Below are 24405 nucleotides of genomic sequence, written 5' to 3' on the forward strand. Positions count from 1 at the left end.
CGCATATCCAGGCGTCCTTTCGCTATCTGCCTTTTTTCGTTTTGATCTCGATCACTCCGTTCGCCCCCCGCGACCCGTAGATTGCCGTGGACGCCGCATCCTTGAGAACATTGATCGACTGAATGTCGTGGGGATTGATGTACGACATGAACGGATCGATGGCGAGAGGAATACCGTCCAGCACAATGAGCGGTTCGTTGCTGCCCTGAATTGAACTCACCCCTCGAATCCTGATGCGCCCGTTGATAACCTGCACGCCCGCCACGCGTCCCTGAAGCATCTCTGCAATGGTCGCCGTGGGATTATCCTGCAGAATTTCAGAAACGTCCAGCGTGGTCACAGCCCCGGTAGACGCCTCTTTTGCAGAATCTCCGAGCGTACCACCGTCCTGCGCACCTCCCGAAGCAGCACACCCACCTATACCCAAAGCACCCGTCAAAAATAGAACGAGCACTGTGTTCGTTCTTATTGCCATGGTTTCGCCTCGTATGTGACGCAAAGCTTTTGCAACACTATCAGGATACGCTGACTAAGCCCACTTCGCTCAGAGTATCCTGTACCATTGAGACGTTGATGCGATCATAAGGTTGTCTAAAAAAACAAAAAAACGCCAACGAACGCACGAATGCCCCCAAATGCAAGAAGCCCACCCGAAGTGACTCCGGATGGGCTTCCGCCTTACAACCTGACTGCCAAAGCGTTTAGTAACCCGGATTCTGCGTCAGATTCGGATTCGCATCGAGCTGGGTCTGCGGAATCGGGAAAAGCACGAGGTGCCCGTCAAGCCTCTCCTTGAAATCCCAGGGGGCGGTAAACTTGCCCGCGCGGACCAGATCCTGACGGCGACGCGCCTCGTAGGTCAACTCGAAAAGCCGTTCGTTCATGATACGATCGCGCATGGACGCCTTGTCCGGATAATCGCTAAGCGCAATGGGCTTATCCGGGTCGAAGGCGCGCTCGCGCACGAGATTGATCAGATCGACGACCTCCTGAGTCGGGCCGTTTATTTCGTTGAGCGCCTCGGCCTTGATCAGATACATCTCGGACAAACGCCACCAGGCATAGTCGTGGCCATGATTTCCGCCGTCGTTATCCACGTCGAAGGGGAATTTCAGGATGCGAATGCCCTCTCCTTCCGTGGCGTTGGTGACATCATTGATTTCCGGCGTGAAAATTAGCGGCTCGCCCTGCCGGTTGTCCACCTCTTCGCCCGTTTCGTAATTGACGGCCTGCCCGATCAGGAAGATATCCCTCCGCGCATCGTCTTCGTCGAACGCATTGTACACATGGGCAAGCGTCGAGAAGCCGTTCCATGGACTCGGGCTGCCCTGATTGTAATGCAAGGCGCGGTGCGGGAAGTTGACGCCCAGCCCCGGCTGGTTCAGGTGCTGCACTTCCATCACGAACTCGGGAGAGTTTGCGTTCGCCACCGCGAAATTTCCGTGGAAATCGGAAAGCAGGCTGTACAGACCCGAGTTGATCACCGCGTCCGCCGCGGCGATCGCGCTCTGGCAATCGCTCTGACCGCAGGGATTCGGGCCGGACGTGTTGATCTCGGAACTGTTGTTCGTGAACACGTTCGCATTGAGATGCAACGTCGCCAGCATAGCGTTGGCGGCGCCTTTCGTAAGGCGTCCCTGATTCGAGCCGCTCCACTGGGCGGGCAAATCGGGCACGGCAGCCGTCAACTCGCTTACCACGAAGCTATGCACCGCGGACCGGGATTCGGTCGCAGGCGGATTTTCCGCATCGATCACGAATTCGTCGTCGCCTACGATGGGCACATTGCCGAAAAGGTCGAGAAGCACGAAATAATAAAACGCCCGGAGAGCGCGGATTTCCGCATTGAGCGCCGCGTCCGTATTGCCTGCTTCTTCCAGAATCTGGAGCAGGCCGTTGGCGCGGGCGATGCCGGTGTACGTATCGATCCAGGCGCCGTTCAGGTCGGAAAGGCCGGGATCCCACGTGTGCCGGTGTATGGCGAGCCAGCGTCCGCCGTCGAACCAGTCGGAGCCGCGAGTGGGCACCAGCGTTTCGTCGGAACTGACCTGACTCAGGTTGTGGTAGCTCCAAAGCAAGGACCGGAACTGGGAATAGACGGGCGCAAGCGCCGAGATGATCTGCTCATCCGTCTCGTAGAACTGATCCGGCGTGACGATGCCGAACGTATCTTCGCCGAGGTCCGTACACCCGTGCAGCACAAAGGATGAGGGAATAAGGAGCGCGAGCACCAGGATTCCCTTAAGCAGTCGTGGTCTGCGGGAAATGAAATCTTTCATCGGTATTCGGTGGCTATGCGTAGTAAAAAGATGGACATGGCTGCAATCGACCGGGGATTGCAATCACCGTGATGCTCAGAACCCGAGCGCTACACCCACTGTAAAGGTGCGGGGCCGGGGGTAATTCGTGTAATCGATGCCGATCGTGGCCAATCCGGCGTTTGTATTCACTTCCGGATCGTATCCCTCGTAGTCGGTAATGGTCAGCAGGTTGTTGGCCGAGAAATAGATCCGGGCGCTGGTCAACTGACTCATCATCTGCGCCGTATCGATCGTGTAACCGATGGTCACATTGTCGACGCGAATGAACGAGCCGTCTTCGATCCAGCGCGAGGAGTATTTGGCGGCTTCGGTCGTTCCGTCGGGATCGTCGAGCGCTGCAGCCAGGAAGTTTTGCCCCTGGGTAACCGCGCTCTTCGTCTCGTAGACGAGTCTCGTGTTATTGAAGATGTCTACGCCCTGAACGCCCCGGATAAAGAGGCTGAAATCCCAGGATTTCCAATCCACGTTGGCGCGAAACCCGTACGTGAAATCGGGCTGCGCATTCCCGAGAATAGCCCGGTCGTCGCCGGTCGGCTCGATCTGGCCGTCTCCGTCAACGTCCTGGAATTGCTGTACTCCACCCTCGACGCCGGTAAAGATCGGACCGTAAAACGTGCCGAGCGGCTCGCCGGGAAGAATCAACTGGGCGAAGGCGTCGGATTGCCCGCGTCCGCTGATCGCGCCCGTGATGATCTGATCCCGAGTGCCCAAACTCACCACTTCGTTCTGGTTGGCGTTGAAAACGCCCCCGAAGGTGACATTCAGATCGGTATCCTGAATCGCCGCGTAATCCAGCGAAAACTCGATGCCCTGATTCTGTGTCTCGCCCACATTTTCGATGCGGGTCGGCACGGGAGCCGGCTGCGGCACGGGGATTTCCAGCAAAAGGTTGCTGGTGTTCTTGACATAGTACTCGACGGAACCCGAGAACTTGCCCGACAGCAGGCTGTAATCCAGTCCCACGTTGATGGAGGAGGTCTCCTCCCACTGCAGGTCCGGATTGGCGAAATTGACCGGCGCAACTCCCGTAATGGGCACTCCGCCGAGCACCGCGCGGTTGCCCGGATCCGCGCCAAGCTGCGCAAGTGACAGGTAGTTGGCAATTTCCTGGCTGCCTACTACACCCCAACCGGCCTTCAGCCGCAAGTCGTCGAACAGATCGTTGCCGGCAAGGAACGATTCCTCGCTAATCCGCCAGGCGCCGGAAACAGCGGGAAACATGGCCCACTTGTTGCCATCGCCGAACCGGGAAGACCCGTCACGGCGCAGCACGCCGGTAAGGTAGTACCGCTGGCGATAATTGTAGTTGACCCGACCGAAGAAGGAAATCAGACGGCTGGTTTCCTTTTGCGAGGTCGGCGGAATCAGCGAGGCGCCGGCTTCCAGCGAATTGTAACTCAGGGCGTCGGTTACGTAATCCCTCGTCTCCGCGCGAAATTCCTCGAACAAAAATTCGTTGTGCTCATAGCCTGCGAGAATATCCACCGTATGGTCGTCGGCGAAAATCTCGTTGTAGGTAAGGTAACTCTGGAACGTCTGCGAGGTGCGTTCCCTGTTGGCCTGAATCGCACGCCCTCCAAATTCGTAGCCGACCGGGCTTCCTTTCGGCAGGTACGTCCGGCGCGTGGCTTGCGACCTGTCCGCTCCGTAATTCATTCTGAACGTCAGGCCCTCGACAAGATCGATATCCGCCGATACGTTGCCGAGGGTTCGGGTCATCTTCGAGAAGTCTTCCACCTGATTGGCAAGCGCTACCGGGTTTCGCACGGACTGCCTGCCGGCTCCGGTTTCATACCAGGACCCATCCGAATTGGTAACGGGAAACGTGGGGTTGTACGCAAATACGTTGGTGAAAAGCGCACCCTCGAATCCGCCCGTCTCACTGTACTGCACGAAATCGTCCTGATTGAACGAACTCGTCAGATTGATGCCGAGACGAATCCGGTCGTCCAGCACCCCGGTATCGGCGTTGAGACGCGCCGTCAAACGCTCGAGGCCCGAACTGATCACGGCGCCCTCCTGATTCAGGTAATTGAACGAAGCGCGATAATTCGTGCTGTTCGCGCCCCCTGCGAAGGACAAATTATGCGAATGCGAAACGCCCGTCTGCGTAACCTCGTCCTCCCAATTGGTATCGCCGCTGCCGAGTGCGTCAAGATTGGTCTGGTTAAGTACGCCGGCGCTGACCTGTTGCTGCACGAACGACCGGTACTCGGAGGCCGAAAGCAGATCCAGCGACCGGGAAGCCTGGGAAGCGGAAACGTACCCCTCGTAATTGACGGAAAGACGTTCGGAAGAACCGCCTTTCGTGGTAATCAGCACCACGCCGTTGGCCCCGCGCGAGCCGTAGATCGCCGTGGCCGAGGCATCCTTCAGGATGGTGATGTTTTCGATATCCCCGGGATTGAGCATGTTGAGCGGGTTGCGGCCCGGAGCGGGAGCGCCCCCCACGCCCACGCCTCCCGGCGTAATGGGGCTGTTGTCGATGGGCACGCCGTCAATCACGTAAAGCGGGTCGTTCGAAGCGCTGATGGATGTCCCGCCGCGAATACGGATGTTGAACCCCGCGCCCGGCTCCCCGTTGTTCTGCGTAACGTTCACGCCCGCCACGCGGCCGCGAATGAGCTGGTCGGGGGCCGTAACGAGGCCCTTCCGGGCATTGGTCACATCAATGGTGGCCACCGAACCCGTTACGTCCTCCCTGCTCTGCGTGCCGTAGCCCACCACGACGATTTCTTCCAGTAGAATCTCGTCCAGTTGCAACTGCACATCGATTACGGTAGCGTCACCTACCGGAATGGACTGGGAAAGGTATCCGACAAAGGAAAAAACGAGCACGTCTCCCGAGCCGGCCTCGATGCTGTAGGAGCCATCAAGTCCTGACGTGGTGCCCGTAAGCGTTCCGTCAACGACGATATTGACGCCCGGCAAGGGAATATCCGTTCCGGCTTCTGTGACGGTTCCGGTGACCTGTGCAAAAGCAATGTTCGCTCCAAAAAGCGCCAATGCCATCGACAGCAGTAGTTTCCTGAACATGTTTCTACGCAAACCAGTTGGGAAGGAATACAGGTGAAGGATGCAAAAAACTGCAGGGCGCAATATACGCATTGGCGGGGTTCTCTCACAATCACACAAACATACCCCTTTTTTTCTTTTGACAAAAATTTCATGCATTTTCGCCCGCTTCCGCATGAAGCCGCTCCTCAAGCGCTTCCAGCTCCGCTGTGCCGATGCCCAGTTTGACTTCCAGTTCTTCCAGCGACAACCCTTTCGTTTCAGGCATTATCTTCACGGCAAAGAACAGTTGGAGCACCATCATGGCGCTGAAAAAGGCGAAGGCGAACCCGCCGGACGCCTCGGCCACCACAGGAAAAGTCCAGGAAACCGCAGCAGCCATGAACCAGTGCGTGAACGAGCCGAGGGATTGCCCTTTCGACCGCACTCGGTTCGGGAAAATCTCCGTAAGGAACACCCAGATCACCGCTCCCTGAGACAAGGCGAAGAAGGCAATGAATCCGAGCAGGCCGATCAGCACGGGAGTCCCCATCTGGTCGCCCCCGACGAAAAACGCCCAGGCCACCAGCGCAAGGCAGCCCGCCGTGCCCGCGGAGCCCACAATCATCAGCGGACGGCGCCCGAACCGGTCGATGATGAAAAACGCCGCAATGGTGAAGATGAGGTTGGTGCCGCCCACAGCCACTGATCGCAACAGCGCGTCATCGACGCCGGCCCCCGCCATGCCGAAGATGCGCGACGCGTAGTACATCAGCGCGTTGATCCCGGAAAGCTGGTTGAACATGGCAAGCCCCCACGCCAGCAGAATCGGAAAGGTATAGCGCTTCTGGAACAGTTTGCCGCCCGTCTGACCGGTCGCGGTCTTCAGCGAAGCGACGATTTCCGCCATTTCGTTATCTATCTCCACTTCTCCAAGGCGCTCCAGTACGGCCCGGGCTTCCTCTGAACGCCCTCGCTTGACCAGCCAGCGGGGGCTTTGCGGAATGAAAAAGAGCAGCGCGAAGAACAGTGCGGCAGGAGCCGCCTCCACGCCGAACATCCACCGCCAGGCCGTCGCATCCGCAATGATCTGGGCCACCACGTAATTGGAGAAAAAGGCCAGGAGAATCCCCGTGACCACGTTGAGCTGGCTGACGGCCACGAGCCGTCCGCGCAACCGGGCCGGGGCGATTTCCGCAATGTACATGGGGGCTACCACGGATGAACCGCCGACGGCCAAGCCGCCGAGAAAACGGTACAACAGAAAGGCAATCCAGTTATCCGCCGTAGCGCTCCCCAGCGCGGAGACGAAGTAAAAGACCGCCAGCACAATGAGCACACGGTTCCGCCCGTAGCGGTCGGCGGGAATCCCGGCGCCGAATGCCCCGACAATGGTGCCGATAAGCGCGGAGGCCACCGTAAAGCCCAGCCAGAATTCGTCCAGTCCGAACACCGATTCGAGCGCCTCGGTCGTGCCGGAAATCACGGCCGTATCGAAGCCGAAAAGAAGGCCGCCGAGGGCGGCCACGATGGTGCTGAAAAAGACGGTGCGACGGTTCATAATGGTCAGAACTCTATGGCTCGTTGATCGAAATACCGTTAAAGGGAGATGAAGCGGATAAAACCCGGCGGGGCCAGTCGATTACCAGACGGAAGCCAGTGTCCACATGTCGAGCGACACGAGGCGGGCGGCGCCGCCTTCCGCATAGATACTCACCCCCTCACTGTCCGGAGACGGAAACACCTGGCTGGTGAACACAATGGCGCCGTCATCGGCAAAAACCTCCACGGACGACCAGTCCACGAACACATGCAGTTTTACGCGCCCCTCCGGCGCTTCCATAGACGCCTCGAAGAGGTCTGCATAGGTCGGGTGAAATTCCTTTTCGCCGGACCGATACCGGTCCACGAACACCTCCTTGCGAAGCACGTCATACCCGATCACCGTTTCCTCCCCTTCGCCCTGACGCACTTTCAGGCCGACTTCCGCGGCGTCGCCGACCTCCAGTTCCACCACGAGTTCAATCGCCTTGCCGGCGATCCCTTCGCCGGTCAGGTCGTGTTCTCCTTCCGCAATGGCGCGTACGTCGAGGCGGCGATGCGTTTCGCGCAGCGTCTTCAATTCCTCGACAGGCTTCTGGACCAGCCACACATCGCCGAGCGCGTTGGCCCGCAGCGACAGGGCGCGCGGCAGACTCTGCGCACTGCGCCAGGGGTCCGTCGGAATCTCTCCGGCATACAGCCAGTTGTTCAGCCAGCCCACCCACAGGCGGCGGCCGTCTTCTTCCGGTACGTCGGACCAGGAAATGGCGGCGTAAAAATCCTTTGCGTAATCTACCCAGCGGGTATCCGCGTGCTCGGCAACAAAGGTGGTTCCGTCAAAATGCCCCACGAAGTACTGCCCGCCCGAGCCGCCCGCGACGGCGCCCCCTCCATTATCCACGTCCAGCACCCAGCGTGTCTCCCCGGGCCGGTTCTCGATGGGCAGTTCGAACAGATCGGGACATTCCCAGATGCCGGTCACGTTCCCCGCAGGGCCGAACTCGCTCAGAAACGTCCAGGATTTCAGGTCCTTCGAGGAATAAAAATGCACCTTCCGGTCCACGGACAGCGCCACGACCATCACCCATTTCTCTTCCGGCGCATACCAGAACACTTTGGGATCGCGAAAATCCGTAAGACCGAAATCGAGCACGGGATTGCCCTCGTAAGGCGTCCAGGTGCGCCCCCGGTCGGTACTCCATGCGATATACTGCGCCTGCAGGCGCCGCTCCCGGTAGTGCCCCGTATAAATGGCGATCATCGGGGGGTTCTCATCGGTTCCGAACCCGCTCGTGTTGTTCCAGTCCACCACCGCGCTCCCGGAGAACGCCATGACGCTGTCCGTCTCAGGAATAGCGACGGACAAGTGCTCCCAGTGAAGCAAATCGGGGCTCACCGCATGCCCCCAGCTCATGTGGCCCCAGCGCGTACCGAAGGGGTTGTACTGGTAGAACAAGTGGTACTCGTCGTCGAACCAGACCAGCCCGTTCGGATCGTTCATCCAGTTGACGGCGGGCGTAAAGTGGTATTGCGGGCGGTAGCGCTCCGTGTAGGTGGGTTCGGGCTGCGCACTGGCGCGGTGCGCCGGGACGGTGGCCAGCAGCACGGCAAGGAGAACCGGCGCGGTCCATACAGCGCAGCGCAAACGCAGGGAAGAAAAAAGCATGGGTTTATCCGACATGATCACAGGGCTGGTTTGGAACGCATGAAATATAGGATATTCGAAGAAATACGATATCGCTCGATACCCATCCCGGTACAGGGTAAAGGGATCATGCCCCTTGCCGATACGTAGCATGCTGGTTCCATGACAAATGTCGCTCTGAGAGAAAGTATGCGGCATCTTCCACGCCATTCGCAAACCGGCACGCCACGGCGCTCCGTTCCCCACCCTCTTCCGCAACGATGAATACAGGACGCATAAGGCGAATCCTTTTGCTTGTTGTCCTTGCCTGCATCGCGGGCGGTTGCGATACCGGCATCAACGAAGAACCGCCCCCGGTGCTCGTTCTGCTGCCGCGCGAGGTAGAAGAAGACGAATACATAACGACCGGGAGCGGTTTGCAATATCACGATTTCGTGATTGGCGACGGCGAAGAAGCCGATTCCACCCACCGCGTCATAGTACATTATGCCGGATGGCTTACGGACCAAAGACTGATAGGAACTTCGTACCTTACGAATGCGCCGATCACTGTCACTCTTGGTTCCGATACGATCATCGACGGATGGAGCGAAGGGATTCCGGGCATGCGCGAAGGAGGCGAACGCCAGTTGGTTGTTCCCCCGGAACTCGGTTATGGAGAGGACGGATTCGACGGAGCAGGCATTCCTTCGAACGCCACGCTTATCTACGAAATCGAACTCCTCAGTATAGAATCCGAAGAATCCGATCAGTAGCCGACCGGTTCGTCATCCGGAGCCCTGACCTCTGTCCCCTCCCTTCATGATCGAAACAAGCATCATCGGCAGTTACGCCTGGCCATCCTGGTTTTTTACCAGCCTGGAGGCCATGAAAGAGGGCAGGTACGGCGTCCGGGATATCGAAGAAACACTGGATGACGCCGTCGATCTGGCGATCCGGGACCAGGAGGATGCCGGCGTAGACGTGATTTCCGATGGCGAAATGCGCCGTATCGGCTTCTTCACCGCCGGTTTCTACGGGCGGCTGAAAGGGCTGGGAAATATCGAACCCAGCCCCCGGCGCATCGGCCCGGCGGGACACGACCAGCGGGAACGGTACGAAGCGCTGGAACCGATTACGGCGCCGGACGGCTTGGGCCTCGTCGCCGAATACCGGTATGTCCGCAAACGCACGCAACGGCGGATCAAAATGCCCTGTCCCGGCCCGTATACGCTGGCCGGACGCATCAAAACCCCCGGAAAACACTATCGGGACCGCATGGAAGTGGCCCACGCGTTTTCCGATCTCATCCGGGCCGAATTACAGGAATTGGTCAAGGAAGGCGTGGATTTCATCCAGTTGGACGAACCCTCCTATGCGGTCCATCCCGACGCGCCGACCGAATTCGTCGACCTCTTCAACCGGACCGTCGAGGGCGTCGACGCCCGCATAGGCATTCACCTGTGTTTCGGAAATTTCGTGGGGCGGCCTGTGGCGCACCGTACATACGCTCCGTTGTTTCCCCATATTCTGGATATGCATGCGGACGAATTCGCCATGGAATTCGCAAACCGCGAGCTTGCCGAAATCGAACTGACTGCACGCCTTGTGGAAGCCGGAAAAGATGTGGCGGCGGGCCTCGTGGACGTGAAGAACTACTTCGTCGAACCGCCGGAACTGGTGGCGGAACGCATCCGGGCGCTTCTTGCATACGTTCCCCCGGAGCGTCTTTCCATCACGCCGGATTGCGGATTCAGTCAGACGGCGCGCTGGGCGGCCCGCGCCAAACTGCACACCATGGTGAAGGGGGCGCATATCGTGCGGGCGGAACTGGGGTAACGAACCGCTACCCCATCAGATCGCAACTCCACCGCCCCCCGGCGGCAAGCTGCACTGTGCGCAGCCCAAGGCGCGCCGCCTCCTCGAAAAACGGCTCCGGTGAAGCCGTATTGAAAGCAAACATCTCGTAGTGGCACGGGATGGCTGCCCGCGCCCCGATATCGTGCGCCAGATGCGCCGCTTCCTCGCCGGTAAGGTTGCCGGGCACGCCGCGCGCCGGATCCCGCCCGTTGACGGGCAGCATGCAAACATCGATATGGAACGGACGCAAAAGATCGGCCATGCCCTCGTACCGGATCGTATCGCCGCTGTGATACACGGTCCACGGCCCGAATTGCACCACATACCCGAGGTGCGTATGACGCCCCGCTCCGTCCGTTGCGAGCGTCTCGTGCGCTGCCGGCACGGCCATGAACCGGAACGGCCCGACTGTATTTTCCGCCCCGACCGTCATGCCGACGGGCCATGAAGGATCGCACCGAAGACGATCCGCCACAAAGGACCGGTTCGCCTCCGGAATGACCAGTTGCAGCGCATCGTTCGCCTGCATCAGCGGCAGAAGGGTTTCCGCATCCAGATGATCCGTGTGGTTGTGGGTGGAGGTCGCCGCATCTATGAAATCAAGGCGCTCCGGCGCGATGACGCGTTCCGTGATCCGTACATGCGGCTTGGAGGTGCCGTCATATTTCTTCGTCAGCGAGTCGGACAGGTACGGGTCGAACAACAAGTGAGCGCCCTGCCATTGCAGCAAAAAACCGCTTTGCCCCAGCCACCAGAGGTGGAAGGGTTCGGAACGGCGATGCGCTGCGCGCACATCCGCAAGAAAGTCGTCGCCGGATCGTTCGGGTTGGATCATGGAATACGTACTACAGAATGACACGGATCGGGAATGGCAGGCCATGCCCGACAGCAAAAATAAGCCGCCTGTATTGTCGGCACATCGACTGGCGTATCTTTCCAGGCGGATACGCCCCCAAAGGTACGAAAAGACGTTTTCCCGCTGCGAAATTTCCTACATTGGCAACCTTCTCGCAGTACATAGTAACCGCAGCGGTTTTGCCAACCCCCATCCCCTCCTCATGCGACGACGCACAATCTTCCCGATGCTTTCCCTCCTGCTCATGGCTTCCTGTACCGGCGCGCCGGATGAGGCGGAAGCGCCGGAACCTGTTCCCGGCGTACAGGTCGCCCCGTTCGGCGAGGTGGACGGCATACCCGTAGAGCTCTTCACGCTGGCGAATGCCCACGGCATGGAAATCCGCCTCACGAACTATGGAGGCATCGTGACCCATCTGTTCGTGCCGGACGCAGAGGATACGCCCGGCGACATCGCGCTTGGTTACGACACGCTTGAAGGGTATCTGGAGCAGTCCCCATACTTCGGCTCCCTCATCGGGCGGTACGGAAACCGGATCGGCGGAGCCGCCTTCACCCTCGACGGGGAAACCTGGACGCTTGCCGCCAACAACGGCCCCAATCACCTGCACGGAGGCGAACGGGGATTCGACAAGGTGGTCTGGGCAGCGGAACCCTTTGAGGAAGCCGGCCGGCGCGGCGTGCGGCTCGCCTACACCAGTCCGGACGGAGAGGAAGGCTACCCGGGCACGCTCGATATGGAAGTGACGTATACGCTCACCGACGAAAACGCCTTCGAAATCGACTACCACGCCACGACGGACAAGGCAACCCCCGTCAACCTGACGCAGCACACCTATTTCAATCTGGCCGGAGTGGGCAGCGGAGACATCCTCGGTCACGAACTCACGCTCCATGCGGACCGGTTCACGCCCGCTGACGAAACGCTGATCCCCACCGGAGAACTGCGACCGGTCGCAGGAACCCCCTTCGACTTCACGGAACCGACCGCCATAGGCGCGCGCATCGACGCGGATAATCTCCAGATCGAGTACGGGGGCGGCTACGACCACAACTTCGTACTGAACGGAGAGCCCGGTGTCCTGAGACTCGCGGCCCGGGTCGCGGATCCTGTCACCGGGCGCGTCATGGAAGTGCATACCACCGAGCCGGGCATACAATTCTACACGGGGAATTTCCTGGACGGATCCATTACCGGCAAGGGCGTATCCTATGAGAGGCGCAGCGGCTTCTGTCTCGAAACGCAGCATTTTCCGGATTCGCCGAATCAGGACGCGTTCCCGTCGACGATTCTGCGACCGGGCGAAACGTATACTTCCCGCACCATCTATTCCTTCGACGTATTACCATGATGGAACAGGCTACGCTCGGAGGAGGCTGCTTCTGGTGTCTTGAAGCCGTCTTTGAGCCGCTTCGAGGGATACGCAAAATCGTCCCGGGCTATGCCGGCGGCCATGTCCCCGACCCGACCTACCGGCAGGTATGCACCGGACGTACGGGGCATGCTGAAGTCGTGCAAATCGACTTCGATCCTTCCGAAATCTCCTACCGGGATGTTCTTAATATTTTTTTCACAATGCACGATCCGACGACACCGGACCGGCAGGGTGGAGATGTCGGACCGCAATACCGCTCCATCATCCTGCACCATGACGAAGCCCAAGCAACCGCGGCGCAAAGCGTGCTGGCCGAGTTCGACGGCAAGGGTATCTGGCACAACCCCATCGTGACCGAAATAGAGCCGCTGGACACCTTCTATCCTGCGGAAGAGGAACACCATGCGTACTACCGGGACAATACCCGGCAACCTTATTGCCGCATCGTCATTGCTCCCAAGGTCGCCAAGCTGCGCAAGGAATACGCGGCTCGCCTGAAGTAACCCGTATGAAGTAGGACCTGTTAACACTATGTCTCTCGATACACGCCCCCTCGGATATACCGGAGAACAACTTACCGGCGTCGGCCTCGGCACCTGGGCCATCGGCGGCGGCGACTGGCAATACGGATGGGGGCGCCAGGATGACCGGGACTCCATCGCCGCCATCCGCCGTGCGCTCGATGTGGGCATCAACTGGATAGACACAGCCCGCATCTACGGCCTCGGACATTCCGAAAAGATCGTGGGGGAGGCCATTGCAGGCCGCCGGGACGAGGTTTTTCTGGCCACGAAATGTGGACGCCTATGGAACGACGACGGCGCCATCTACGGAAGCCTGAAGGCCGCCGATGTACGCATGGAATGCGAATCGAGCCTGAAACGCCTCAAAACGGACGTGATCGACCTGTACCAGATTCACTGGCCCGATCCTCTCGGAGAAATCGAGGAAGGATGGACCGAAATCGCAAAATTGGTCGAGGAGGGCAAGATCCGCTATGCCGGCGTATCCAACTTCACGGTGGAACACCTGCGGGCCGTGCAGACCATTCACCCGGTGGCGTCACTCCAGCCGCCCTACAGTATGTTGCGGCGCGGCGTCGAGGATGCCCTGTTGCCGTATTGCGCCGAAAACAACATCGGCGTGATTGTCTACAGCCCCATGGTATGCGGTCTTCTGACCGGTAAATTCTCCAAAGCCCACCTTGCCGGGCTGCCTGCAAACGACTGGCGGCACGGGAATGTCGAGTTCCGGGCGCCGGCCTTCGAGGCGAATCTTACCCTGGTCGATGGCCTGAAACCGATCGCCGAGCGCAACGATCTGACGCTTTCTCAACTGGCCATCGCATGGGTGCTCCGGCGACCCGAGGTGACCTCCGCAATCGTGGGCGCCCGGAAACCGGACCAGATCGAGGAAACCGCCCGGGCAGGCAACGCAGCGCTTTCAGAAAACGACGTGCACGCCATAGAAAACCTGCTGGCGCAACGGCAGGAAACGATCGCAGCGGCGGCCTGATTCCAGGCGGATCGCGACTCCATCCGCCCGAGGTCTGCGCGCCGACCGGACAGGCTACCCTTCTTGCGGAACCGGCAATCCCAACTGGTCGGCAGCATCGAGAATCAGCGCATGAGCGCGTTCCGGCGTTTCCGCTTCGGCATAGACGCGGAGCAACGGCTCTGTCCCCGAAGGCCGTACCAGCAGCCAGCCCCCTTCGACATGGTGCTTGAACCCGTCGAAAGGATCCACCCGCAGCACGGCAGAGCCTGCAATCGCTTCCGGCCCGTCGCCCTTCCGGAGCCGCTCCAATATGCCTGCCTTTTTCGCATCGGTGGTGCGAAAATCAATGCGGCGGTAGGCTTGTGCGCCGAACTCGTCGTGTAACTCCGCTACAAGTTCCGACAGTTGTTTGCCCCGTTGCGCCATCATCTGCATCACAAGCAGACCAATGTACAGACCGTCCCGATCCGGAATATGCCCCTGTGCGGCAATGCCCCCTGATTCCTCACCTCCCAGAAGCACATCCCCCTTCACGATATGCCCGGCAATGTACTTGAAACCGATCCGGGTCGTCTCGACGGGAAGCCCGTATGCTTCCGCCATGCGATCGATGATCGAGGTGCTTGAAAAGGCTTTGACAACCCGGCCCGACATCCCAAGATCCTTGTGAAGATATCTGACGAGCAACGCCAGGAGGGTATGCGAATCCACAAACCTTCCCCGTTCGTCAAAGAGGGCCACCCGGTCCGCATCTCCGTCGTTGGCAATGCCCGCAGCGCATCCCTCGGCGACAACAGCCTCGGAAAGCATTTCCAGATTGCACTCGATCGGTTCCGGCGGCTGCCCTCCGAACCCCGGATTGTGTGTACTCCGCAACGCCGCCACCTGCCCGGCGCCGAGCAATTCGGTGAAAACGCCCTGCCCGGCGCCGAACATGGCGTCGTGTGCGACACGCAGACCGGAAGCGCGGATCGCCTTGATATCAAGGCGGCTCCTGAGGCAATCCAGATAGCCTGTCGTGAAATCCTGCGCTATAATTCCTCCGCTTCTCCGCAACATATCCAACGGCTTCGGAGCAGGCAGAATATCATCGTCGGCAGGTATCCGGGCCTCTACCTCAGCGATGCCGTCCGGCAGCAGGGGTCCGCCGAAATCCGCCTTCAATTTGAACCCGTTATATTCGGGCGGATTATGACTGGCCGTAATGACGATACCGGCCGCACACCCGAATTCCCGTGTAGCCCAGCTTACGGCGGGAGTAGGTACGAACGATTCCGGCAACAGCACCTCGATGCCCGCCGAGGCCAGTACGCGGGCGGCGTATTCCGCGAAGGAACGTCCGAGAAACCGCGTATCGTACCCGACCACGACCTTTGGGGCTGCAGGGGATTGTGCAAGAACCCATTCGGCAGTCGCATGGGCCACTCTGTGCAGATTGCGGAACGTGAAGTCCTCTCCGATCACGGCGCGCCAGCCGTCTGTTCCGAAACGAATATCCGCCATTATGCCCCTCCCTTGCGGCTGGCTTCCATTAAATCCTGTGCGCTTTGCAGCGCCGCATCCGTAACATCGGCCCCGGCCATCAGTCCGGCCAGATGTTCTGCCCGCTGATTTTCGACCAGTCGCCGTATGCGCGTTTTCGTACGATCCCCTTCTACATATTTCTCGACCACAAAGTGCGTATCCCCTTGCACCGCAATCTGGGGCAAATGGGTAATCGCGACAATCTGATGGTTTGCGGCCAGCACGTGCAGGCTTTGCCCTACCTTGCTGGCTACCGCTCCTGAAATGCCTGTGTCGATCTCGTCGAACACCAGAATCGGGAACGCCTCGCTTCGCGCCAGTACGGTCTTCAAAGCCAGCATGATGCGGCTGATTTCCCCGCCGGAAGCCACACGGGCAAGCGGCCGCAACGCTTCCCCCCTGTTCGTCGAGATGTAAAACTCGACGCGATCCATGCCCGAGGCATGCGCCGCCATGCGCCGATCCCCGGCAAGAATCCAGCCCTCGGGGTCCTCGTCCACCGAAAACCGGACCTCGAACCGGCAATCGACCATGCCGAGTTTGCTGCACTCCTCCTCCACTGCTTCCCGGATAGCATCGGCCACCTCCTGGCGCCGGGCGCTCAGGCGTACGGCGGCTCCCGACAAAGCCTCCTGTGTCGTCGTTATACGATTCGCCAGGGCATCGAGCGCTTCGTCGAAACGCTCTGCCTCGTCTCGGGCCTCACCGATCCTGCGCCGGTGTTCAAGAACCGCTTCCAGCGTACCTCCGTATTTCCGGGCCAGTCCCCGTATATCGACGAGCCGGGTTCTGATTTCTTCGAGCCGCTCCGGGTCGAACGCCGCCTGCTCACCATACTGCTTCAGAAACGAAGACGTCTCCGCCGTGACGATACAGGCGGAATCGATCTCGCCAAGTATTTCCTCGAAACGGAGATCGATCTCCGCCAGTTCGCGCAGTTCGTCGCGTACGGCAACCAGTTGGTCGTGGATGGAATCCCCGCCTTCATACAAGGCGGAACTCAGCCGGACGGATGCCTCGTGCAGACGTTCCGCATGCTCCAGCACCCGCCGCTCGTTTTCGAGAAGTTCTTCTTCCCCTTCCCGGGGCGATATCCGATCGATCTCCTCGATCTGAAACGCATGGAGCGCCCGCTTTTCCTCCATATCGCGCTGCCGGGCCGTCAGCACGTCCCGTTCGGCAAGCAGCGCCGAGAAACTTCGGAAATGATCCGTGTATGATTCGCACGCCTCTCCGAGCCGTCCAAAATCATCCAGCAGACCGATATGCGTGGAAACATTCAGCAGCGACTGATGCTCATGCTGCCCATGCAAATCGATGAGGCGGGAGGCAACGGCTCGCATTGCCTGTAGCGTAGCGGGGGAGTCATTGATGAAGCCGCGGCTATACGACGGCGTGATTTCACGGCGCAGGATAATCACCGGGGCCGGATCCACCGCATATTCCTGAAGCAAAGACGCCACGGACGGATCGTCCGCCTGGTCGAACATCCCCTCTATTACCGCCTTTGCAGCCCCGGATCGGATGGCGGAAGGCGATGTCCGCTCTCCCAGAATCGCCTGCAGCGCCCCGATCAGAATGGATTTGCCGGCGCCCGTCTCACCCGTAATGACCGTAAGCCCCGCATCGAACTCGACACGGAGCTCCTCGATGAGTGCGTAATCGCGGACGTAAAGAGACTTCAGCAAGGGAGCGCGAAATGCTTAAACGAGGATCTCCGCAGAAACAGACAAGAAAACACCCCAGAACATAACCCCGGTTCAGGAAACCAGCACCCATCCCTCTGCAATTTTTCGCTCCGCAAGTTTGTACTTGAGCGTTTGCGTTTGCCCGGTAGACGGATTCTGGATGGTCACTTTCTCATTGCGTCCGATTTTATGATCCACTACGACGGTTTCCTTTCGGGCGGTCGGGTCCCGGTCGGCAGATGCTGTCTGCCCCCCACCCGACTTGACGCCGTAGGTGGGCTCCATGGAATCGTGGCGCGCCCGCGCCCGCTTCGGATCGAGACGGCGACGTGCAGGAGCGGAACGGGCAGACCGGGCGGATTGCTCAGCGACAAGCGGCCCCGCCTTGAACACGAAAGAAACAACCTCTTCGTTGATCGTCTCCATCATCTCCGCGAAAAGCTTGAACGCTTCCATCTTGTACTCGACGAGCGGATCCCGCTGTCCGTACGCGCGAAGCCCGATCCCCTCCTTTATTTCATCGAGTTCCCGCAGGTGCCCCATCCACTTCTCGTCGATGATATTGAGCATGGCGGTCCGCTCGAGGGTATTGTTGATGATACGCCCTTCCGTACCTACCGCCTCCTCCACCTTCACCACCGCCCGCAGCAAACGGCGCCCGTCCGTGAAATCCACGAATACGCGGGCCGGGCGGCGCTCTTCATCCTGCTCCATCACCTGTTGCATGCCCTTGTGGAACGGGCGCGACAAGGCATCCTGTTTGCGCCGGTAAAACGAGATGGCCTCATCGTAGATCAGCTGCCCCACGCCGTCTTCCCCAAGTTGCACGAATCTTTCCCGTTCGAGCTCGAATTCGAACGCCAGTTTGCGCAGGATTTCCTCATGCAGTTCATCCAGCGTGCCTTCCCCATAGTGCCTTTCCACCACCTTCGAGATGACATCCTGAAGCATTTCCAGAATCTCCCCGTGAAACCGCTCCCCCTTGAGCGCATGCAGGCGGCGGTCGTAGATCACCTGCCGCTGCGAATTGAGCACATCGTCGTATTCGAGCTGGCGCTTGCGAATGGAGAAATTGTTTTGCTCGACTTTCTTTTGCGCCCGGGTGATACTCTTGTTCACCCACGGATGCGTAATGACGGCGCCCTCTTCCATGTTCAGGCGGTCCATCACCCTGGCAGCGCGATCCGAACCGAACAGGCGCATCAGATCGTCTTCGAGGGATACGTAAAACTGGCTTTCGCCCGGATCCCCCTGCCGGCCCGATCGGCCCCGCAATTGCAAGTCGATCCGCCGACTCTCGTGCCGCTCGGTACCGAGAATGGCGAGTCCTCCAGCCTCGAGCACGCCGGGCCCCAGTTTGATGTCCGTACCGCGTCCGGCCATATTCGTGGCGATCGTCACAGCCCCGCGCTGCCCGGCTTCGGCCACAATATCGGCCTCTGCTTTCGCCCGGTCGCGGCGCGCATTCAACACATTATGGCCAATGCCCGACCGCTTGAGCATCCGGGACAGGGTTTCCGACACATCCACGGAGGTGGTTCCCACCAGGACAGGCCTGCCTGCCTGATTGTACTCGGAAATTTTTTCGATGGCGGCGCGGTACTTCTCACGCTTCGTTCTGAACACCAGATCGTCGAGATCGTCTCGCGTGATAGGCCGGTTCGTCGGGACGACCACCACATCCATCTCGTAGATTTTCCAGAACTCCTCGGCTTCCGTTTCGGCGGTGCCGGTCATGCCGGAGAGCTTGTCGTACATCCGGAAATAATTCTGAAGCGTGATGGTGGCGTACGTCTGCGTCGCCGCCTGCACCTGCACCTTTTCCTTGGCTTCGATCGCCTGGTGCAACCCGTCGGAATACCGCCGACCGGAAAGCACCCGGCCGGTATGTTCGTCCACGATCTGAACCCGTCCTTCCTGTACGATGTATTCCACGTCTTTCTCGTACAGGGTATAGGCCTTGAGCAACTGCTCGATGGCGTGCAGGCGCTCCGCCCTTTCCGAATACAGCGTGTAGAGCGTGCGTTTCTCCTCCTCCTCTTCCTTGGCGAGAAGACGCACATCGTTCATGCGTTTGTTTTCCTTCTTCTCCTCATCCAGTGAATCGTCCGCCTCGATGTGCTCCTCTACCTTCCGCCGCCGTTCCGCGTAGCGGCCTTCTATGGAAGCAATCTTGTCGCCCATGTCCGGGAGCACGAACAGATCGGTATCTTCCCCGGCTGTCCGCGCCGCAAACTCGCGCCCCTGCTCCGTCATTTCGATAGCATGCTGCTTCTCCTCCAGGGCAAAGAACAACGGCTCATCCACAAGCGGCATATGCTTGGCATTATCCTGCAAGTAGAAGAACTCCGTCTTGCGCAGCAACTGCGCCACGCCCGTTTCCTGAAGCAGCTTCTGGAGCTTCTTGTTGCGGGGAAACCCGCGGTTGGCGCGCAGGAGAGCAAGGCCGGCTTCGTTCTCGATCTCCGAGGCCGTCTTGCGGTCGCCGGCCTCTTCGGCCCGGTCCCGTTCGCGTAACCGCCGCTCCGCTTCGGACGCAAATCCGGCTACAGCCTTCTGCTGGGCATAGACCAGCTTTTCGATGACGGGCTGCAGCTCCATAAAACGGCTGTCGTTCGCCTGCGGTACGGGACCGGAAATAATGAGCGGCGTGCGCGCCTCGTCGATCAGCACGGAATCCACCTCGTCCACGATCGCAAAATGGTGGCCGCGCTGCACCAGTTGCTCCTGCTCGGATACAAACGAATTATCCCTCAGATAGTCGAAGCCGAACTCGTTGTTCGTGCCGTACGTGATGTCGGCGCGGTATGCCTTGCGGCGGCCTTCCGAGTGCGATTCGTACTTGTCGATGACATCCACGGTCAGACCGTGAAACTCGAAGACCGGGCCCATCCATTCCGCATCGCGCTGCGCCAGATACGGGTTGACCGTCACCACATGCACGCCGCGGCCCGCCAGCGCGTTGAGATAGACCGGCAGAACGGCCACGAGCGTTTTCCCCTCGCCCGTTTTCATCTCGGCAATACGCCCCTGGTGCAGCACCACGCCCCCCAGCAACTGGGCGTCGTACGGGACCATATCCCAGGAAATGCGGGTGCCTCCGGCTTCCCATTCCTTGCCTAACAGGCGGCGGCACGTTTCCTTGATGACGGCAAACGCTTCCGCAACCATACTGTCGAGCACTTCCTCGACAATCTCCAGCCATTCTTCTTCCAGCCCATCGAGTTCGTCGAAGAGCACCCGATGTTCCTGCGGTGAAAGTTCCTCGCTTTCATCGGTCCCGACCCCGTTTCCCGAAAATGCAGGAAGCGTCGTTTCGTCTGCAGCGGATGGATCCTGCTCCGGCACGGGTACGGCGCCCCCCAGACGGGCGCGCAGCGCTTCCTGGCTTGCTTCGTTGTCTGCTACGGCTTCCCGGATGCGTTGCCGGAAATCGTCCGTTCTGGCCCGCAGTTTCTCGTCCGAAAGGTCGGACAGATCCTCACAGGCATCGTTGATGCGCTCGACAACCGGCCAGAGCCGCTTCAGCTCCCGTTCGTTCTTGTCGCCGAACAGCGATTTGAAGAAATCTATCATGGTGCGCAGGGCGCGGAAATAAAGGGAATAATCGGTTTGCCGGAAGAAATGTCCGACAGACTGGCAGGGAACAGAATATCACGCCGAACTGCAAAAACCGTTCCTTGCCAAGATGATGACAAAAGCCCCTGCTTTCGTATCTCCAAAGGCAACATCAGACCGCAATCTCCGTTCATGTAGTATGCGTACTCCTTATGTCCGCCCCTTCCTCCTTGCGGCAATCCTTGTCCTGACCGGGACGGGCGCCCTTCCGGCGGCGGCCCAGTCCGGATCGGCCACCACCTTCTCATTCCTGCGGCTTGCCCCTTCCGCACGGGCCGCCTCGCTGGCCGGCGCATTCTCCGCCGTATACGATGAAGACGTCAACGCCCTCTTCTATAACCCGGCCCTGCTCAATCCGGACATGCACCGCACGCTCTCCGTCACCTACCTCAACCATCTGGGGGGTATCCATGCGGGATTCGTATCGCATGCCCGGCATTGGGAAGGCATCGGCACACTTGGCGCGGGACTGCGCTACGTAACCTGGGGCAACATCGATGGATACGATGCGACCGGCAACGCTACGGAAAGCTTCGGAGCAAACGACGCGGCGCTCACCGCATCCTGGGCCCGCGCCCACGACGAACGCTTGCGGTACGGCGCAAACCTCCATGCCGCGTTCTCCAGGATTGAAACAGCCAGCGCCTCGGCCTTCGCCGCAGACGCCGGCGTGCTCTACCATTTCTCCGAACAGCAACTGGCCCTGAGCGCCTCCGTGCATAACATAGGTATTGTGGTGGATGCGCTCGGCTCGTCCAGGGATACGCTGCCGCTCGATCTGCGCATAGGGGTCTCGAAACGCTTGCGGCATCTGCCGCTACTCATCGCCTTGTCGGGCTATAACCTGAACCGGATAGGCGAAGAAAGCGAAGGCCGAAACGCGGTGTCGGGCGTGCTCCGGCACGTAGCCCTCGGGTGGGAATTCTTTTTCAGCGATGCGTTCCGGCTCCGCCTGGGATACAACCACCGGCAGCATCAGGACCTGAAAATGAAAAACAGGCTGGATCTGGCCGGTGTGGGCGTGGGATGCGGAATCAGGGTGGCAAGCTTCCGCTTCGACTATGCCTTCAACTCCTGGTCAACTCTCGGAGGCCTGCATCAGATCACCGTACGCACGAGTATCTGATTCTATACGATCTCCTTTCCCTATTCAGGATTCTCCTGTAGCAGGCTTTGCTTCCTGGAGTAAATCAGGGTCGTGTCGCGCGTACCGTGCCGCATGCGCTTCATGACCTCTTCGATACCCATGCCCTTGTTCAGCCAGATGAGAGGCGCCGTGTGCGTGAGGCTGTGCGGACTGACGCCGCTTCGTTTCAGGTTGGCCGCCGCCAGACACCGGTTGATCCGGCTTCGGACGGAACGCGTATTCAGGCGTTGCCCGTTCGATCGATGGCCGTGTGACACGAATAACGGATGTTCGGGCAGCACGGAATCGCGCGCTTCGAGATAGCGCTCTATTTTTTCGATCACCGGAGGATCCAGTGGCGCCTGCCGATCCTTGCCGGCACGCCCCTTGCCCTGCACCCGCAGGAAGGTTCCGTCCAACATGCGGTCGATGTCCCGTACATCGGCCCGTACGACCTCGATCTCGCTGAGCCCTGCGTACAGCATCAGGTACACCATGGCCTGATCCCGTTTCCCAAGCAGGGTCGTATCGTCGAGCACACGCAATAACTGCCGGATGTCCGCTTCCGTAAGCACCGCGCGGGAGTGCGACAACGGACGGCGGTTCCCCTTGACTGCCAGAGCCGGGTTCTTGTCCATCAGCCCGATGACGACAAGATATTGACAGAACTGCCGGAAAGCGGTGAGATAGGTGGATACGGACGCTTCGCTCAGCGAGCGCGTCTCCATCAGATAGGTTTTATACGCCCGGACCCCGTCCTCCGAGAAACGAAATGTGTCCGCCTGTTCGGCAAACCACCGTTCGAATTCGCGGAGCGCCCTGCTATAGGTCCCCACCGTATCGGCGCTCTTTTCCCTGAGGTACTCCCGCTGAAAATCCTGCAACCGCTTTGCAAGCTCACCGGTTGTCAGTTTGAGGGGTTCGATGTGTGACAAAGCCATTATTGCCCATGATGAAGTATCCTGCGATACACCACAGAATAGCCTCCCGGAAGATTAAATGCAATAACGGAATTATAGAGATTTCAGGAACCGGAACCCATCGATTCCACAATGCGGACAAAACTGGTCAGAAATGAAGAGGCCATGGCCCCGTCGATAATGCGGTGGTCGTAGGAAAGAGACAACCAGGCCATCTGCCGCACGGCGATCACGTCGCCGAGCCTGGGATCTTCGATCACCACCGGACGCTTCTGAATTCGCCCCACGGCAAGAATAGCCACCTGGGGCTGGTTGATGATGGGTGTCCCCTTGATCCCCCCGATCGGGCCGATGTTCGTGATGGTGAACGTGCCCCCTTGCAGATCGTCGGGTTGCAGCCGTTTGTTGCGCGCCCGGTCGGCAACATCCGCCACCGACCGCGCCAGATCGGCGAAAGACTGACGCCCTGCATTGCGAACGACGGGAGCGACCAGCCCGGTCTTGCCGATAGCTACCGCCACATTGATATGGAAATCGTCCCGCAGCACGATCTCGTCTCCATCCACGGACGCATTCAGAACCGGATGCTCCCGGAGCGCTTCTATCGCCGCATGGACAAAAAACGGGGTGTAGGTCAATTTGGCGCCTTCCCGCTCCAGAAACGCCTCTTTTTCCTGCTGGATGAAGGCGACAAGGTCCGTCATATCCACCTCCGCAAAAGAGGTCACATGCGGAGAAGTCGCCTTCGAGCGCACCATGTGCTCCGCAATGATCTTCCGGGTGCGATCCATTTTAACAACCCGCGTCTCAGGCCCTTCGGCAGGTTCGACAGGTTGCAGTTCCGGAAATCCGGGTTCGTCCACTGACCGGTTGGCCACATAATCGAGCACATCTTTCTTCGTGACTCGCCCATCCCGGCCCGATCCCGTAATAGATTCGAGTTCGGCAGTGCTTACCCCTTCCTGTTCGGCGATGGAGCGCACCAGCGGGGAGAAAAACGAGTCGCTTGTTCCCTCCTTCGGAGCGGCAGCGCCCCTCGGTGCAAACGCCGCAGCCTCTGAGGCATGGTCGGACGACGGATCCGGCGGATCGGGCGCCACCGGAGCAGGAGGTTCGGGTGCCGGTTCCGGCTCGGGCTCCGGCTCCGGCGCCTCGCTGACCGGTTCAGGGGTATCGGGGGCTTCCTCGTTTTCGTCGGTAATTACGGCAAGCAGCGTGCCCACATCCACCGTCTCGCCCTCCGCCACCAGAATCTCAGCCACAACGCCCCCGACAGGCGACGGCACATCGGTGTCCACCTTGTCGGTCCCTATCTCAAGCAGCGTTTCGTCCTGCTCAATGCGCTCGCCGGGCTTCTTGTGCCATTCGACCACCGTGCCCTCGGTGATACTTTCGCCCATTTGGGGCATGGTAATTTCAACCCTGGCCATATCCGCTTTGCGATGATTGCTTTCGGGAAC

At 59.6% G+C, this 24405-nt stretch carries 17 protein-coding genes; 6 read left to right on the forward strand and 11 right to left on the reverse strand.

Annotation, left to right across the window (positions count from 1 at the left end; all coding sequences use genetic code 11):
- Positions 1-22: 22 nt before the first annotated feature.
- The 5 genes from F4Y00_04870 to F4Y00_04890 all read right to left on the reverse strand — a co-directional run bounded on the left by F4Y00_04870 (position 23) and on the right by F4Y00_04890 (position 8712).
- Positions 23-475, reverse strand: coding sequence for a TonB-dependent receptor plug domain-containing protein (locus F4Y00_04870; GenBank protein MYE04288.1), 453 nt, complete (start codon positions 473-475; stop codon positions 23-25).
- A gap of 226 nt (positions 476-701) precedes the next feature.
- On the reverse strand, positions 702-2279 hold the full coding sequence (locus F4Y00_04875) for a RagB/SusD family nutrient uptake outer membrane protein (protein MYE04289.1): 1578 nt from the start codon (positions 2277-2279) through the stop codon (positions 702-704).
- 75 nt (positions 2280-2354) lie between these two features.
- Positions 2355-5513: a TonB-dependent receptor gene (locus F4Y00_04880; GenBank protein ID MYE04290.1), complete on the reverse strand. Its 3159-nt coding sequence runs from the start codon at positions 5511-5513 to the stop codon at positions 2355-2357.
- The gene (locus F4Y00_04885; GenBank protein ID MYE04291.1) at positions 5488-6876 is read right to left on the reverse strand and encodes a sugar porter family MFS transporter; all 1389 of its coding nucleotides are present in this window, start codon (positions 6874-6876) and stop codon (positions 5488-5490) included. Before F4Y00_04885 ends, F4Y00_04880 begins: the two co-directional genes overlap by 26 nt.
- An 81-nt stretch (positions 6877-6957) precedes the next feature.
- Positions 6958-8712 (reverse strand): glycoside hydrolase family 32 protein, encoded by a 1755-nt coding sequence (locus tag F4Y00_04890; protein MYE04292.1) that lies wholly within the window; start codon positions 8710-8712, stop codon positions 6958-6960.
- 50 nt (positions 8713-8762) lie between these two features.
- Here F4Y00_04890 and F4Y00_04895 point away from each other — a divergent pair, with 50 nt between their 5' ends.
- Both F4Y00_04895 and F4Y00_04900 read left to right on the forward strand, forming a co-directional pair.
- Positions 8763-9257: an FKBP-type peptidyl-prolyl cis-trans isomerase gene (locus tag F4Y00_04895; protein ID MYE04293.1), complete on the forward strand. Its 495-nt coding sequence runs from the start codon at positions 8763-8765 to the stop codon at positions 9255-9257.
- A gap of 46 nt (positions 9258-9303) precedes the next feature.
- Positions 9304-10320, forward strand: a complete 1017-nt coding sequence (locus F4Y00_04900) for a methionine synthase (protein ID MYE04294.1) — start codon at positions 9304-9306, stop codon at positions 10318-10320.
- A gap of 7 nt (positions 10321-10327) precedes the next feature.
- Here the strand turns inward: F4Y00_04900 and F4Y00_04905 are convergent, their stop codons facing one another.
- Positions 10328-11176: an MBL fold metallo-hydrolase gene (locus tag F4Y00_04905; GenBank protein ID MYE04295.1), complete on the reverse strand. Its 849-nt coding sequence runs from the start codon at positions 11174-11176 to the stop codon at positions 10328-10330.
- A gap of 223 nt (positions 11177-11399) precedes the next feature.
- On the opposite strand from F4Y00_04905, the gene F4Y00_04910 reads away from it, so the two are divergent.
- The 3 genes from F4Y00_04910 to F4Y00_04920 are packed head-to-tail and all read left to right on the forward strand — an operon-like array spanning position 11400 to position 14087.
- Positions 11400-12548: a galactose mutarotase gene (locus tag F4Y00_04910; protein MYE04296.1), complete on the forward strand. Its 1149-nt coding sequence runs from the start codon at positions 11400-11402 to the stop codon at positions 12546-12548.
- Positions 12539-13075: a peptide-methionine (S)-S-oxide reductase MsrA gene (gene msrA / locus F4Y00_04915; GenBank protein ID MYE04297.1), complete on the forward strand. Its 537-nt coding sequence runs from the start codon at positions 12539-12541 to the stop codon at positions 13073-13075. Before F4Y00_04910 ends, msrA begins: the two co-directional genes overlap by 10 nt.
- Positions 13076-13103: 28 nt before the next feature.
- Positions 13104-14087, forward strand: coding sequence for an aldo/keto reductase (locus F4Y00_04920; protein MYE04298.1), 984 nt, complete (start codon positions 13104-13106; stop codon positions 14085-14087).
- 54 nt (positions 14088-14141) lie between these two features.
- On the opposite strand, the gene F4Y00_04925 is transcribed toward F4Y00_04920, so the two are convergent.
- From F4Y00_04925 to secA, 3 genes are all read right to left on the reverse strand, one after another.
- Positions 14142-15572 carry a phosphoglucomutase/phosphomannomutase family protein gene (locus F4Y00_04925; GenBank protein MYE04299.1) on the reverse strand — a complete coding sequence of 477 codons (1431 nt, stop codon included), beginning with the start codon at positions 15570-15572 and terminating at the stop codon, positions 14142-14144.
- A complete protein-coding gene (recN, locus tag F4Y00_04930; protein ID MYE04300.1) occupies positions 15572-17281 on the reverse strand; it encodes a DNA repair protein RecN in 1710 nt (569 codons plus the stop codon). The genes F4Y00_04925 and recN overlap by 1 nt, the downstream gene beginning before the upstream one ends.
- A 72-nt stretch (positions 17282-17353) precedes the next feature.
- Positions 17354-20857 carry a preprotein translocase subunit SecA gene (secA, locus tag F4Y00_04935; GenBank protein ID MYE04301.1) on the reverse strand — a complete coding sequence of 1168 codons (3504 nt, stop codon included), beginning with the start codon at positions 20855-20857 and terminating at the stop codon, positions 17354-17356.
- 112 nt (positions 20858-20969) lie between these two features.
- On the opposite strand from secA, the gene porQ reads away from it, so the two are divergent.
- Positions 20970-22025: a type IX secretion system protein PorQ gene (porQ, locus tag F4Y00_04940; GenBank protein MYE04302.1), complete on the forward strand. Its 1056-nt coding sequence runs from the start codon at positions 20970-20972 to the stop codon at positions 22023-22025.
- Positions 22026-22045: 20 nt separating this feature from the next.
- Here the strand turns inward: porQ and F4Y00_04945 are convergent, their stop codons facing one another.
- Both F4Y00_04945 and F4Y00_04950 read right to left on the reverse strand, forming a co-directional pair.
- Positions 22046-22966 (reverse strand): site-specific integrase, encoded by a 921-nt coding sequence (locus tag F4Y00_04945; GenBank protein ID MYE04303.1) that lies wholly within the window; start codon positions 22964-22966, stop codon positions 22046-22048.
- Positions 22967-23049: 83 nt separating this feature from the next.
- Positions 23050-24375 carry a 2-oxo acid dehydrogenase subunit E2 gene (locus F4Y00_04950; protein MYE04304.1) on the reverse strand — a complete coding sequence of 442 codons (1326 nt, stop codon included), beginning with the start codon at positions 24373-24375 and terminating at the stop codon, positions 23050-23052.
- Positions 24376-24405 lie beyond the last annotated feature (30 nt).

It is taken from the genome of Bacteroidetes bacterium SB0662_bin_6 (assembly GCA_009839485.1).
Lineage (GTDB): Bacteria > Bacteroidota > Rhodothermia > Rhodothermales > VXPQ01 > VXPQ01.